This window comes from Saccharicrinis sp. GN24d3 (genome assembly GCF_052400645.1).
Lineage (GTDB): Bacteria > Bacteroidota > Bacteroidia > Bacteroidales > Marinilabiliaceae > Saccharicrinis.
On the sequence record NZ_JBQTGI010000001.1, the window covers coordinates 605,878 to 619,214 of the forward strand.

The 13,337-nt window shown below is 37.4% G+C and carries 15 protein-coding genes; 6 read left to right on the forward strand and 9 right to left on the reverse strand.

The genetic code is table 11. The features are described from left to right. Window positions 1-2: 2 nt before the first annotated feature. The 6 genes from ACT29I_RS02005 to ACT29I_RS02030 all read right to left on the reverse strand — a co-directional run bounded on the left by ACT29I_RS02005 (window position 3) and on the right by ACT29I_RS02030 (window position 3,572). On the reverse strand, window positions 3-293 hold the full coding sequence (locus ACT29I_RS02005) for a hypothetical protein (protein WP_120271265.1): 291 nt from the start codon (window positions 291-293) through the stop codon (window positions 3-5). A gap of 74 nt (window positions 294-367) precedes the next feature. Then, the gene (locus ACT29I_RS02010; protein ID WP_444792592.1) at window positions 368-679 is read right to left on the reverse strand and encodes a DUF4406 domain-containing protein; all 312 of its coding nucleotides are present in this window, start codon (window positions 677-679) and stop codon (window positions 368-370) included. 17 nt (window positions 680-696) lie between these two features. Next, window positions 697-879: a hypothetical protein gene (locus ACT29I_RS02015; protein WP_212191673.1), complete on the reverse strand. Its 183-nt coding sequence runs from the start codon at window positions 877-879 to the stop codon at window positions 697-699. Continuing rightward, on the reverse strand, window positions 879-1,169 hold the full coding sequence (locus ACT29I_RS02020; RefSeq protein ID WP_120271268.1) for a hypothetical protein: 291 nt from the start codon (window positions 1,167-1,169) through the stop codon (window positions 879-881). Before ACT29I_RS02020 ends, ACT29I_RS02015 begins: the two co-directional genes overlap by 1 nt. A gap of 162 nt (window positions 1,170-1,331) precedes the next feature. Next, the gene (locus ACT29I_RS02025; protein WP_212191675.1) at window positions 1,332-2,081 is read right to left on the reverse strand and encodes a hypothetical protein; all 750 of its coding nucleotides are present in this window, start codon (window positions 2,079-2,081) and stop codon (window positions 1,332-1,334) included. A gap of 117 nt (window positions 2,082-2,198) precedes the next feature. Continuing rightward, the gene (locus ACT29I_RS02030) at window positions 2,199-3,572 is read right to left on the reverse strand and encodes a tyrosine-type recombinase/integrase (protein WP_444792593.1); all 1,374 of its coding nucleotides are present in this window, start codon (window positions 3,570-3,572) and stop codon (window positions 2,199-2,201) included. Window positions 3,573-4,664: 1,092 nt separating this feature from the next. Here ACT29I_RS02030 and ACT29I_RS02035 point away from each other — a divergent pair. The 3 genes from ACT29I_RS02035 (at window position 4,665) to ACT29I_RS02045 (ending at window position 8,181) form a co-directional block, all read left to right on the forward strand. Beyond that, a complete protein-coding gene (locus tag ACT29I_RS02035; RefSeq protein WP_444792594.1) occupies window positions 4,665-5,630 on the forward strand; it encodes a ThuA domain-containing protein in 966 nt (321 codons plus the stop codon). A 422-nt stretch (window positions 5,631-6,052) separates the two neighbouring features. After that, entirely contained in the window at window positions 6,053-6,922 is an 870-nt protein-coding gene (locus tag ACT29I_RS02040) for a 3-keto-disaccharide hydrolase (protein WP_444792595.1), read from the forward strand. 458 nt (window positions 6,923-7,380) lie between these two features. Next, a complete protein-coding gene (locus ACT29I_RS02045; protein WP_444792596.1) occupies window positions 7,381-8,181 on the forward strand; it encodes a 3-keto-disaccharide hydrolase in 801 nt (266 codons plus the stop codon). Window positions 8,182-8,730: 549 nt separating this feature from the next. Here the strand turns inward: ACT29I_RS02045 and ACT29I_RS02050 are convergent. From ACT29I_RS02050 to ndk, 3 genes are all read right to left on the reverse strand, one after another. Then, complete coding sequence (locus ACT29I_RS02050) at window positions 8,731-9,219, reverse strand: hypothetical protein (RefSeq protein ID WP_444792597.1); 489 nt, start codon at window positions 9,217-9,219, stop codon at window positions 8,731-8,733. Then, a complete protein-coding gene (locus tag ACT29I_RS02055; protein ID WP_444792598.1) occupies window positions 9,192-9,644 on the reverse strand; it encodes a hypothetical protein in 453 nt (150 codons plus the stop codon). Before ACT29I_RS02055 ends, ACT29I_RS02050 begins: the two co-directional genes overlap by 28 nt. Window positions 9,645-10,209: 565 nt before the next feature. Continuing rightward, window positions 10,210-10,629: a nucleoside-diphosphate kinase gene (ndk, locus tag ACT29I_RS02060; RefSeq protein WP_430936200.1), complete on the reverse strand. Its 420-nt coding sequence runs from the start codon at window positions 10,627-10,629 to the stop codon at window positions 10,210-10,212. A gap of 153 nt (window positions 10,630-10,782) precedes the next feature. On the opposite strand from ndk, the gene ACT29I_RS02065 reads away from it, so the two are divergent. The 3 genes from ACT29I_RS02065 (at window position 10,783) to ACT29I_RS02075 (ending at window position 12,957) form a co-directional block, all read left to right on the forward strand. Then, a complete protein-coding gene (locus tag ACT29I_RS02065; RefSeq protein WP_430936202.1) occupies window positions 10,783-11,808 on the forward strand; it encodes a DHH family phosphoesterase in 1,026 nt (341 codons plus the stop codon). After that, window positions 11,798-12,328, forward strand: a complete 531-nt coding sequence (locus tag ACT29I_RS02070) for an FKBP-type peptidyl-prolyl cis-trans isomerase (protein WP_430936204.1) — start codon at window positions 11,798-11,800, stop codon at window positions 12,326-12,328. Before ACT29I_RS02065 ends, ACT29I_RS02070 begins: the two co-directional genes overlap by 11 nt. A gap of 68 nt (window positions 12,329-12,396) precedes the next feature. Continuing rightward, complete coding sequence (locus tag ACT29I_RS02075) at window positions 12,397-12,957, forward strand: FKBP-type peptidyl-prolyl cis-trans isomerase (RefSeq protein WP_444792599.1); 561 nt, start codon at window positions 12,397-12,399, stop codon at window positions 12,955-12,957. Window positions 12,958-13,337 lie beyond the last annotated feature (380 nt).

A 13,337-nucleotide genomic window follows, 5' to 3' on the forward strand; every position in this document is an offset into this window, starting at 1 on the left:
GGCTACCAATCTTTACCTGTCAATAATTCACGGTTGTTGCTATCGAGGCTCATAAAGAACTCGTGAACGTTACCCCTGAAATCGTAAAACTTATCTAGTAAGTGGTAGCCCATGTCTGAACCCCAAATCTTGTAAAAGAGAGCATTCAACTCAAGCTGAGAATCCTCAATCATTTTCTGAACTTTTGTGCCATCAAACGGGATGCTGTTATAGCCGTTTTTCTCATAAAAACTCTTTATGCGGTTATCGAAATAGTATAACTTCGATACCGTATTGGGTGCTAATGCTGTCATAATAATTTGTTTTGAAAATGAAGTTTTTGTGTAAATGGCAGGATTGCCCTTGTTCAATCCTGCCTAAACCATTATTAGCCGTCAAGGGTGGTTATTAAATTTTTTATATCATCAATTGAAAAGCAGAGGTTTTTTTTCTCTTTCATTGCTGCTGTAAGTTCAATTCTTGCAGTAGTACTATCTTTCCATTTAGGTAACATGTAAATGGTGTCGCTTTCAAGAATTAAACTCAGGCGGTGAGTAAGGCTTTTAGACCAACCAAGCCTATCATGTAACTTTTCATCGGGATTAACTATGGTACATCCTAGATTCAATAATTGCCTTTTTAAGCTTTGAATGAAATTTGCATCGGTTTCGTAGTGAATTCCGGAGAGATATATTGTCATTGCTTACGATATTGAAATTATGGACGACCTAATAAATCATAAATCATCTGAACTTGTTTTGGGGTGTATGCTCTTCCTCTATATTCACCAAGTTCATCTTTAATTGGTTCAAGCCAACGTTGAAGGGTTAAATAGCTTATATTGTATGCCTCCGTTAATTGATGCTTGCTTTGAGCGACTGGTTTTTCATTGGTTTCCATTATCTGAATGTTAAATGGTTTGTATTCGCCTCCTCTTTAAGCCTGTTTATCTCGCTCGCATAAATCTGCCAGGAACCTCCTTTAAATTCCTGTCTTGCTTTTAACATGTTTTTCTTACAATAATGAATAACAGTGGTGTAGGGCATACCTGTCAGTTTGCTGAATTGATTGGGTGTGTAAAATTCTGGTTTGTCTTTTTCCGATAGCCTGTGAATCTCGCTTATAATTTTCTCAGAAAAACTGTTTAAGTCAGCTACGGTAACTAAATTATTTAAATCTTCTTTCTGCATAATCGTATGTTTTTATTTCTACATCAATTTGTAAGCGAACATACATTTGCTGCAAACACGAAAAAAGGGACAGTGGGGGATGTCCCCCTTTGTCCCCTTTTGGTAACTATCATTAAATCAAGATGTAATAAAATTGATTTTTTTGAAAAAAAATTACAAATGCTATACGGTATTGGCATTTGCCAATTCATCAAGTAGTGATTCGACTTTATTTTTTACGTTGTCATTAACATCAGTAAACTGTTTTCTAATTTGTTCTGCTTTCGGAAACTCAGCTCTTTTAGTAGAGAAATTATCTGCTAATATCCTGGATAAATGAGTGCGATTGAAATTTGGGTCTATTGACACTTTATTCATTATCCTAAATGATAGATAGGCAAGTTCCGGACTTGAAAGATTGGTTTTAAATCTTACAGGGTTTTGCTTATCCGAAATATCCATTTCAAACCCATCATTTAATGCTGTCAGCTTTAAAATATCAACCGCAGTTTCAATTTTATCAATACGTAAAGTGAATACAACATGAAGTTTCCGATATGCAGTTCTAGCTGTTTTCAAATACTTCTTTTGAAAGTATTTAGGAAAGCAACATTTAAACCTCACTTTTTGCAAGGTGATACAATCGTGACTTTGGGATATTAATTGAATAAATTGTTCGTTAAGGCGTTCCCTGGTATAAAGAAACTCATCGTATATATTGTGCAAAAATGTTTTTCTTGACTGTTTTGAATTCAAACTAAAAGGTAAGCTTTGAATTTCTTTTCTAAACTCAATTAGATACTCATCCAACTGCTGATTGTATTCCTGTTCAGAAGAAAACTCCTCGGTAAATGTTAAATACCGCTTTCTAAACTTCCTTGAGTATTTCACCTCAATCTTTCCAATCTTCTCTATAAAATCATATACGAACATTATGTGTTAATTTGAAAATGTTAATAAAAAATAATTATCAACGTGCAAAAGAACTGAGTAAGTTCCCTTTCGATTTATTATTGTGTTCGTATATGATTTCATTTCTTGTCTTTTTAGTTATTCAACTACATAAGAGAATTTTGTGGAGCAAGATTGACAATGAAGAGTGAGTTTTTTAATCCTTATCACTCCCTTTTCAAATCTTAATACTTCATTGTCGCAGTTCGGACAAATGGCTAGAGCATAGGTTAAATTTTCATTATTGAGGTTATTTAACCTATTCCATTTCGACATTTCTTCCTTTCGCTTGTCATCAATGATTTTAGCGTAAATCTGAGTGGTTCTTAAATCATTATGCCCCATAATATCTGATACAGTCTCAAGTGACATACCTAATGTCAATGCACTTACAGCAAATGTATGTCTAGTGCAATGAAAAGAGAGACGTTTTTTTATGCCAACCTCATTCATTATAAAGCGTAACATGGGATTTATATCGGAACTGCTTCGCACGAAGCCTTTATAAATTTTATCGTTTGGCTTTTTATCACCATCTAAATCAAGAACCGATTTTAGTCTTTCGGTAATTGGAATCCTAAGCATCTTTTCTTTATCCCTTCGGCTCTTATCCATCTCCATTATTATCATGTTGTTCTCAATATGTTTGTATCGTAATTTTCTTAGGTCAGATAGCCTTAATCCACAATAACAACTAATTAAAATGTGTTGGAGGGTTTCCTGGTACTTCATACCAGTTAGGTAAGTTTTACCTCGCTTATCCTTCTTGTAAATTTTTAGGAACTCTTCTTTATTATAGTAGTCGTGAAGCATGTCCAATTCTTTAAGGGTAAGATGTTCCTTTTTGCCATCTTCTTTTAAGAAAGAAAAATTGTGAAATGGATTCCGGTCGATTATTTTTTTCTTGTAAGCGTAGGTTATGTACTTCCTTATCATGGATATATTGCCATAAATAGTATTGGCTTTGTTATCTAATGATTCGATAAGGTAGTTTCTGTATTTTTCAAGCCAATTTTCATCAATTTCATAAATCGTAACGTTGGCTTGGTATCTTTCAAGCTTTACAATATCTAATGCTAGACCTTCATAGGTAGATTGCTTAATTCGGTTGCGTTCTTCCTTTAATCTGGTTTTAGCAAATTCAATAAAGCTTCCATTAACCTCACTATTGGAGTAGAGGCTTAAAATATTCTCAAAAGTTACTGATTGTTTTCTTCGCTCTAATTCGATGATGATTTGTTCAACCTCACTTTCCTTATCTTTTAAATAGAGGTTGTTTTTTTTCGCATCAGGAACTTCCCTGATTTCTTTAATCTTTTTTGTTTTGGGATTGTAGTACTCCGGTTTAAGAAAAAGATTTAAAGGAATCTTTTTAGTTTTTCGGTTTAGAGTTACCCTAATGTAAAAACGAGACGTACCATCTTTTTTTGTGTACGAGCTGTCTAAAAAAATACTTACTGTAGCATTTGCCATAATTTAATAAATTTGTGCTATGGCAGTCTTTAGAGCTATTCGGAAACAATTCATAACGACCAATATTTATTCGGAAACAATTCGGAAACAAATATTGTATTTGTTGTAAATATGGGTTCGAATAAATCGCACTAAATCGGAGTAAATGCGATAAAAAGCTAGTAAATACAGGTATTTCTAAAACTCATTGTAAATTTGATTACAATAATATTTGTATCCCACTAGTTTGAGGGGCCTGTGGAAGCAATTCCGTGCAAGTTCGAGTCTTGTTCTGGGCACACCACTACATGACAAATGAAGTTGAAAGCACTTAAAATTTTGATTTTAGGTGCTTTTTTATTTTCTGCAAAATCCATAAAAAGTATCCATAGGAGGGCATTGTAACCAATAGGTCACTTGAAATTTTTTGGTTCTGTAACGTGCAGATATATAGCATGTTGTTTGACTTGTTTTAATATTGTTTGTGTTAGGTTTTTAGATACAAAAAGCTTAGTTCAACAGTATATAGGTGACCGCTAAAATAATAATCGATGGTCGTGAATTCGATTTATTTGACAAATCATTCTCAACTACCAACCCTACAAAGTACATACGAGTTAACAGAAGAATCAACATCATTTGCTATGAAAGAAAATAATTAGAATTGTTACAATTATAATTAGCAACATTGATTGAGCCTCCAGGATCTACCCATTATCTATTGGAGAAAAACCAACCGTTTTCGAATCTCGGGCTGAAATACTATTTTCTCCCCTGTATTATATGCAATATATATATAAATCTTATTAATATTCTTACCACCTTTAAGCAATGTAAACCGGCATGGCCTCCAGACAGCTGCAGACAGGAAGCCAATAATTAGGCCAAAAATAAGGATCAAATGTCCCGAACTAGTTTCGGTAGACTGGTTTATAACAGGATTAGAAATTTCAATATGCGCTGGTGATCTGTAGCTTATACCATTTTGACTATGGAATGATCACTTGGTATTGTGCAGATGATTAATGATAGCGTTTAATACGAAGTAAATTTAACGCTAATATCATTAACATATCGGTATTACTATTTTTAAACATAGGAAAACTAGAATTTATGAGGAAAAAAAAACTGACATTTATTATCTGTTTGATGATGGTTATTGCATCTGTTCATGCAAAGATAAAGGTCCTTATTGTTGATGGACAAAATAACCATGCGGTATGGCCCAAGTCAACCATTATGATGAAGCAATACCTGGAAGAAACAGGATTGTTTAAAGTTGATGTTTACCGAACTCAATATACCTGGAAAGGGCAAAGGGAAAAAGAATTCTTGCCCTTGGCCAAAGTTGGTGAAACGAAGGATTTAAAAGAACCCAAACACGATCCTGAGTTTGCTCCCAAGTTTAAGAAGTACGATGTGGTAGTTTCTAATTTCGGATGGAAAGCAGCGAATTGGTCGGAAAGTACCCAAAAAGCGTTGGAAGACTATATGGAAAATGGAGGCGGATTTGTTTCGGTTCATGCGGCTGATAATGCGTGGCCCGATTGGAAAGCGTTTAATCAAATGATTGGCCTTGGAGGCTGGGGCAACAGAAGCGCAAAAGACGGCCCCTACGTGTACTATACCAATGAGGGCGAGTTAAAGAGGGATCATTCCGAGGGCAAATGCGGTGCGCATGGACCGCAACACCTTGTGCCAATCACGGTTCGGGTAGCGGATCATCCTATTACCCAAGGAATGCCGAATGTTTGGTTAACGGCTAAAGATGAGTGTTATGCCAAGCTAAGGGGACCTGCCGTAAATATGACTGTTTTGGCTACTGGTAAAGATGCTTCGGGTAAGGCTCCAACGGATAGGCATGAACCTATTCTTATGGTGGTGGATTATGGCAAAGGACGAATTTTCCATACCACCTTGGGGCATGATGATTATTCGTGCGAAGGGGTTGGGTTTATTGTTTCCTTAACCCGTGGAGTGGAATGGGCTGCTACAGGAAAAGTAACGCAAGCCATTCCGGAAGATTTTCCGACAAAAGAGAACAGTACCAGCAGAAAATTCGTTTTAAACAGTAAGTAGCTGTCTCGAGAGTATTTTGTTGAACTGTCTTATTGCGCATTGAATGCTATTCGTTTTTTTACCGCTCCCAGTGCAACTGACAGACGGCAAATCTCTCCGGCACCTGCCGGAAGGCTAAAGTTCCCTTAAAAGGAGGTAGGCGCATGCCTAAAGGAGCGCTACTTACAAATTGAAAGTTTCCATAAATAAACACAAACTATAGAAACAATGCCATTTGCGAAAGCATGCTCGACAAGACTTCTCCGTTGGAAAACTGATTATTAAACAAATCGAAATAACTGCGTAATTCTATTTTTTTTTGTGCGCTACTTTTGCTAATTAAACTAAATAATTTGCTTTTGAGATTTTGAACACCGACCTTACAGAGCTACAAATATTATTGAATAATTATAATTAATCGACGTTAATTAAAACTGATATACATGAAAACAAAAATCTTGCTTCTGGCTTTAACCGTACTTATGTCGGGCAATTTGGTTGCTCAGAAAACAGTCAAAGTAAAATACCCTGCTAAAAAAGTGAAGTCCAAAGACTGGAAAGTTCTTTTGGACAACGATCTCACGGCTTGGGAAGTATGGACCGGCGTTCCTCACAAATCGATAAAAAACCTGCCCGAAGGATATCAAAAAGAAGCCAATGGGGAAAACAAGAAACCGGTTGGATTAGGTGATCCGTTTGACTTGTTTACGGTCAGTACCGATGAGGATGGAGAACCGGTGTTAAATATATCGGGGCTGGCTTATGGGGGGCTTACTTCAATAGAATCCTACTCTAACTATCACCTCACTTTGCTTTTTAAGTGGGGAGAAAAGAAATATGAACCACGTTTGGATAAACCAAGGGATTGCGGATTGTTGTACCATTGCCATGGAGAACATGGTGCATTTTGGGATGTGTGGAAATCCTGTCTGGAATCTCAAATTCAGGAGCGTGACTTTGGTGATTTGTTTACTTTGGCCGGCACCAGTGCCAAAGTCAGGGCGAATGATGAAAAACGCTGGGATCCCACTTCTGATAATTTTGTAAAAAGTGCAAAAAGATCTTTTGATGCGGAAAGCCCGCATGGTGAATGGACAAGGGTTGATCTTTATGTGATAGGGGACAAGGCCGTACATGTAACCAATGGTGTGGTTGTGCTGGCTTTAACCGATGCCAAAAGTAAAAACGGGAATCCTTTAACAAAAGGTCAAATTCAGATTCAATCGGAAGGTGCCGAATGCTATGCCAAGGATATCTGTATTCGTCCTATAAATAAATTCCCCAAAAAGGTTTTGAAAGCTGCTGGTTGGTAGTTAACTATGCGGACACAACTTGTTTCTATTTTGTATGGAATGATAAATAACCACGAAGTGCTTAAATATGAAAAGAGGTGTCCGAATTTAAGTTTGTGAAAATTGTAAACTTACGAATTATAATTACAGAACGAATGGCTCTTCCCCTTAGCTCCGAAGCTGGGGGAAGTACCGTATCAAAGATGTGGGGATGGGGGTTACAGAGTCTCTCTGCTTTTAATCTGTTAGTGCCAGGGTTAATTAAAAACATTATTGGGCACCCCCATACTAACGAAATACACCAAAGCATTCACACAAATTTAGAAATACAAATAAACTTTGTGTCGGAAACACTAAAAGTGGATATCTAAAGCTTCTTTATTCTTGATGTTTACGATAAATTGAAGGACGAACATATAACTACCGGTACCACGACTAATCCTATACAAAAATTGTATTAGCAAAATCCAATCTTCAAAATGAAAAAACAAAACTTCAATTTGCTAGCACTTGTAACCCTTATCCTGTTGAATTCCTGTGCGCCTGACCATGAGACCAACTTTGTAAAACTATTCAACAGGGTAAACTTGGATGGTTTTTATCTTAAACTTCGCAAAGATGATGCAGAACTGGCTAGCAAAGTATTTGTTGTAGAGGACAGTATGATTCATGTTTTTAACGATCATTTTCCCGATAGCATTGATTTGGCTGCGGGAACAAATGCGACACATGGATTATTCTATACCGATCAAACATACAGCAAGTTTATATTGAAATTCGAATACAAGTGGGGAAGTAAGATCGCCAATAACTTTGATCAGTACCAATACGATGCCGGATGTTATTATCATGTAGTGGATGACAAAATATGGCCTGTGGGTATTGAATACCAGATTCGTTACAACCATATTAAACACATGAACCATACAGGTGATTTCTGGGCTACACAGCCATTGATGTGGTTTGGGGCAAAGGATAGCTCACGGTTTTTGAATCCCAAAGATGGCGGGATTAGCATCCCAAAGATAAATGAGGTGTTGGCCTCTAAACCCAAACAATACAATGCGTTAAACAATCGATGGAATAAGTGTGAGGTTATCGTGATGGAAGACAGATACGCGATTCACAAACTCAATGGCGAAATTGTTAATATGGCCACAAACCTTCAGCTTAAGGAAGGTAAAATAGGGTTCCAATCCGAAACAGCAGAAATTTTTTATCGTAACATCGAAATCAGGGTATTTGATAAAGTGGTACCCATGATGAAGTTTTTACAGTAAATTTTGCGATAATAATCTCAGGCATATACATGGTCCAGAAAATCATTCTAAAAAGACTGAGGAAATTGGAATGAACAGAGTACAGACCATCATATTATTCGGACGAAAGAAATTAATACTTAGATTTTCTACGAATGTCATTTTGACTAAGTAATCAGCACTTGGTATTATGCCGATAACCTGTCCCGAATATGTTTCGGGAATTAATGATAGCGTTAAATACGAAGTAAATATAACGCTCATATCAATAGCATATCGGTAAAAAAACGACAAACTGTGCTAATCTGTTACACCATCGTACAAGTAAATCGAATACTGTAAAGCAGTAAACAATAAAAATCGAATAATCGTTTGCTTTCAAAAGCAGTACTTAGAATACGAAATAATATAACTTGAAATACCTTTTTTATAACGGGCTGAACGCCAAAGTAAGGGTTCCATTTACCAACCTGTTCTCATTGTCAACCCCACTGATGTTAACACGCTCCATTACGATAATACCCGAAAAATTAAACCTGAAATTCAGGATGGATCCTTTGTTGATCAGTTCTATTCTGTCTTTTTCAATACGGACGTTTTTTGCGGGTTAAAGCTCTCTTCAACATCAAACTTGATCTTGTAATATCCGGGTACCTTGCCAAAAATGGATGCATATGGGCTGTTAGTGGACAGCTCCAGAAAGTGCCTGGCCGCTAACTTACTGTCGTTTACCATGCGCTTGTCTCTGATCTCCATAGCAATATATGGTGGGATTTCCGGTGTGCTGGCCATTTTATCCATTTTTTCCTTGGTGTCGCATCGCTCCAATATGGCTCTTCCGGCTACCGTATTGGTGTAAATGTCGAATGTGCAATAGGTCCCTACCAAATAATTAAGACTGGCAGGAGATTTGTGCCCGATATAATAAATCTCACTGGCTCCTTCAATATATCTGCCACCCGAAAGGGTTTTGGTTTTTATGGAAATGGTATCGCCTTGCCGTATCACAGATCCGTTGCTGTAATGTTCTCTTATGGTACCATCGGGCAGAGGATACATAAAAATAAGTTGTATTTCCAGTTGTTCGAGATAATGGTTTTTCCTTTGATTATTCTCTCATCTTCACCAAAATAATAGATGATGTAGTAATAGGTGAGGTTGGCTTTATCACCGCTAATTAGCGAAAGCTGCTTCTTGTTTTCTTCATCCGTTAGTTTGTATTTGTCCAGAAATTTTTGAAAATCTTCAAAACCAATATATAGCAGAATGATGGATTTGTAGTAGTCGTATAGTTTGATGGCGGTTCTTCCCTTTTCAAACTCCCTGTATTTGTCGTACATATATTTGCCGTTAATAACCTCCGAACCTATTTCTTCAAAGTCAGTTTTCAAACTGGGTTTACTTTCGTCAAATGAACCATACCCATACAACTGAAAGGCTTTTGGTAACTTATTTATAAGATGCTTTTTCTGAAAAGTATCCAAAACCAAATCAATTAGTAGCTTGAAATACTCGGGTGTAAGTGTGAGCGTGCGACTTCCATATCTTGAAAAAATTAAGCAGCTTTTTGCATCAGCATTATAAAAAGATGAAGCAAAACTTTCTGCTCCACTACTTCTATGGCGAAAATGAGAATGCTATACGTACACAAGTATGGTGTACCCTAATAGGGCAGCTTTTGATGACTGTTGAAAAAAAGAGGCACAAACCAATAAAGCTTTTTCTGTGGTCGCATCACTTGTGAGAATATACCAGGTAGGCATGCTTGAATGAACAGAGCCTTTAGGTAATACCAGCAGATGTTTTAAAAAGCAAGTTGGAGGTTCTCCACGGCCAATATAGTTAAATTGGTATGGGTCTGATTTAAAAATGAAAATTGAACGCCCAATTAATGGGCGTTACAGAAGATAGTTCTATGAATCTCGACTTTAAAATAGTGATGTTTCTAACATAATGCACAGTAGTCACCTCTCTAATCTCTTAGCTCCATTCCCTTTGTCTTTGGGCAACTGATAAATGCGAACTGCTGACTGTTGACTGCCAACAGAATCAGAGCCTTTCTCGTTTACTAAAGAAAAAGTTACATTCCTTATCTGCGCTTTCATCGCTATCCGAACCGTGAATGGCGTTATGGGTTTTGTCTGTGGCAAACATTTTCCTGATTGTTCCTTCCTTTGCTTCATTAGGATCAGTAGCGCCAATCAAAAAACGAAAGTCGGCAACCGCATTTTCTTTTTCCAAAATAGCGGCAGTAATGGGGCCTGAAGACATAAAATCAGTTAAATCATCAAAAAATGGTTTTCCTTTATGCTCTTCGTAAAATGTTTCCGCATCGTGCTTGTCAAGTTTTAAAGTTTTAATAGCAGCAAATCGGTAACCGGATTCTTCAATTTTATGTAGGATGGCGCCCAGTTTTCCATTTTTTACCGCAAAAGGTTTGATTATCGTTAGTGTTTTGTTCCCTGCCATAGTTTATTTGTTTTATGTAATAGCTTTGATATTAACATCCCAACCGAAAGGTTGTTTAAAATTTTTCTTCTTCTCTAATGATAGTAATAATTTGTAGCATGTCAAAATCCTGTTATTGATATTTATTTATCTTTGATCTTTCAAAATGTTGATATGATAGATAAGTTAGATACGCCTTCGTTAAAGGCGACATTACATGGAGCTGAGCACATTGTCATTATCCCGCACCTGAATCCGGATGGAGATGCCATGGGGTCTTCTTTGGGAATTTACCATGTTTTGCGAAATATTGGAAAAAAGGTTCAGGTTGTTTCACCATCCGCCTACCCCAAATTTTTGTCTTGGATGAAAGGAGCGGAAGATGCCGTTAATTTTGAGGTAAACAAGAAAGAAGCGATAAAAAGTTTAAGCAATGCCGACTTGCTGATATTTGTAGATTTCAACAGTTTGAAACGTGCTGGCGATTTAGAGAAAGAGATAGGGAAACTAAATGCCAAAAAAATAATGATAGACCACCATCCATATCCCGAGGAAATAGCGGATATAATGATTTCTGTTCCTTCTTCATCTTCAACTTGTGAATTGGCCTATAATGTAATAAACAAATTGGGGTGGAACGATTATGTGGACACCGATACTGCAGAATGTTTCTACACCGGTATCATGACAGATACGGGTTCGCTCAGCTATAATTCCTCCAACCCTGAGACCTATAGGATGGTTGCCGGATTATTGGAAAAAAATATTAACAAGGACAAAATTCACCAGTTGGTGTTCCATAGTAACTCGTTTTATAGGATGAAATTATTGGGACATGTTTTAGGAAACAAGATGTCTTTAATGCCTGAACAAAAAGCTGCCTTTATGTGGTTGGATAAAAAGGAATTGGAGGCACATCATTTTCAGCCTGGGGATACGGAAGGTTTTGTGAACTATCCGTTGGGTATTGAAGGAATCAATGTTTCGGCCTTTTTTATGGAGAAAGACGATAAGGTAAAATGTTCATTCCGTTCCAGGGGAGAATTCCCGGTGAACTTGTTTTCCGAACTTAATTTTTCCGGTGGCGGACATCGCAACGCAGCGGGAGGAGAATCTTTAGTATCTTTGGAATTAACTTTAGAAAAATTTAAAACGGAACTGCCTCGATTCTATGAAAAATTTAAAAACAATGCGTTGTAAATATATCGTCGTTAGTGCCCTATCGTTAATAATAATGGTAGGATGCAAACTGCAAAATAATGAAAAACCTCAGAAGCGGAAAGTTACCGCGGAGGAACTTATTTCTGTTAACAGGTACATGGTGGAACAGGATGCTTCTGCCATTAAAGCCTATGTGGAGAGGAACGAATATCAGATGTTGGAAACACAAACCGGACTATGGTATCAGATTGAAGAAATAGGTGAAGGGGAATTGGTGCAGAAAGGGGATGTGGTAAAAATCGCCTATGATGTTTCCTTACTGGATGGAACGCATTGTTATTCGTCTGATTCCCTGGGTTACAAATCCTTTAAGGTAGGACAAGGGGGCGTAGAGTCGGGACTCGAAGAAGGGATTTTACTGTTGCGCAAAGGATCCAAAGCAACTTTTATTATGCCGCCGCACAGGGCGCATGGTTTGGTAGGCGATGACGACAGAGTGCCGGGAAGATCTACCCTTCTGTACAAAGTAGAGTTGGTGGGTTTAATAAGGAATAAATAAGCATCGTATTTTGTAGGATTACAATAAAACATTTACTTTGTGGTTCAATAAAAAGGAGAACATATTAAATGATTAAAATACTTACAAAGTTAGTTGGCCTGTTGGTGTTGGTACTGGCTATTAGTTGCGAAACAGATACTGTTTTAAGTTCGAGGCAAAGGTTGGCTATTGAGCAAGAGCTTTTGCAGGAGTTTTTAGAGAGTGTGCCCGATTCTAATAATCCAGCAGGATTGAACTACAAAGACTTTTGGACGTTGGAGGCGGTGGACACCATTGACAAATCGTTAGAGACAGGCTTGATATATTTTGAGCTGGAAACCGGCACAGGAAAGGCTGTTTCTGTTGGTAATCAGGTGGGCTACAGGTATAACAGGTATGTTATAGCCAGGGATTCACTGGATCAGCCCGGGTTATTCTGGCATTCATCCGACCCTTCAAATTACGGTTATGTAGATCCTGATGTTTTTGTGGCTGGAAGTGGCTCAGGCGTGTACAGCGGAGTAGAGCAGGCCATACTGAATATGAGAAAAGGGGGGAAGAGCAAGGTTATTGTACCCTCAACCGTTGGTGATGGTACTTATGTAACCTCTATATTTGATATTGAAATCACCTATCTGAGCGATAATTAGTTAATACCAGGATATAGATTTAAATCACCGTTCTACCAGGGGCGGTGATTTTTTTTGTTTGGCGGCTTTTTTTGTTCCGTTTTTACGGTTGGAGGTAAAAATGAAAAGGCCGTTTGCTTGAGACAAAAGAGCTTTTGGTTTTTAGGAGCGTGTTTTTGTCGGACTCTAGTGATTCCAAACTTGGAACCTCAATTCTCAACATGGAGATATCATTTTCTGACTCATGAACATCTCCGATTAAGTACAAACCTCTCTGGATCCTTCTTCAAGCTTATATTGAGTCCCCTATTTCCTTGATTGCCCCCTCACCGCCAAGCGTAAATCACGAATATACCTGAACGAACTAACTTCGTTTTTGATCAAATTTTAGAATATACAAG

What these genes read in the sequence shown, in the direction of transcription:
- ACT29I_RS02050 (WP_444792597.1), bottom strand. Translation starts at nt 9,219, where the DNA reads ATGTATCCTCTGCCCGATGGTACCATAAGAGAACATTACAGCAACGGA.
- ACT29I_RS02065 (WP_430936202.1), top strand. Translation starts at nt 10,783, where the DNA reads ATGATAGATAAGTTAGATACGCCTTCGTTAAAGGCGACATTACATGGA.
- ACT29I_RS02010 (WP_444792592.1), bottom strand. Translation starts at nt 679, where the DNA reads ATGACAATATATCTCTCCGGAATTCACTACGAAACCGATGCAAATTTC.
- ACT29I_RS02070 (WP_430936204.1), top strand. Translation starts at nt 11,798, where the DNA reads ATGCGTTGTAAATATATCGTCGTTAGTGCCCTATCGTTAATAATAATG.
- ACT29I_RS02025 (WP_212191675.1), bottom strand. Translation starts at nt 2,081, where the DNA reads ATGTTCGTATATGATTTTATAGAGAAGATTGGAAAGATTGAGGTGAAA.
- ACT29I_RS02045 (WP_444792596.1), top strand. Translation starts at nt 7,381, where the DNA reads ATGAAAAAACAAAACTTCAATTTGCTAGCACTTGTAACCCTTATCCTG.
- ACT29I_RS02015 (WP_212191673.1), bottom strand. Translation starts at nt 879, where the DNA reads ATGGAAACCAATGAAAAACCAGTCGCTCAAAGCAAGCATCAATTAACG.
- ndk (WP_430936200.1), bottom strand. Translation starts at nt 10,629, where the DNA reads ATGGCAGGGAACAAAACACTAACGATAATCAAACCTTTTGCGGTAAAA.
- ACT29I_RS02030 (WP_444792593.1), bottom strand. Translation starts at nt 3,572, where the DNA reads ATGGCAAATGCTACAGTAAGTATTTTTTTAGACAGCTCGTACACAAAA.
- ACT29I_RS02040 (WP_444792595.1), top strand. Translation starts at nt 6,053, where the DNA reads ATGAAAACAAAAATCTTGCTTCTGGCTTTAACCGTACTTATGTCGGGC.
- ACT29I_RS02020 (WP_120271268.1), bottom strand. Translation starts at nt 1,169, where the DNA reads ATGCAGAAAGAAGATTTAAATAATTTAGTTACCGTAGCTGACTTAAAC.
- ACT29I_RS02075 (WP_444792599.1), top strand. Translation starts at nt 12,397, where the DNA reads ATGATTAAAATACTTACAAAGTTAGTTGGCCTGTTGGTGTTGGTACTG.
- ACT29I_RS02005 (WP_120271265.1), bottom strand. Translation starts at nt 293, where the DNA reads ATGACAGCATTAGCACCCAATACGGTATCGAAGTTATACTATTTCGAT.
- ACT29I_RS02035 (WP_444792594.1), top strand. Translation starts at nt 4,665, where the DNA reads ATGAGGAAAAAAAAACTGACATTTATTATCTGTTTGATGATGGTTATT.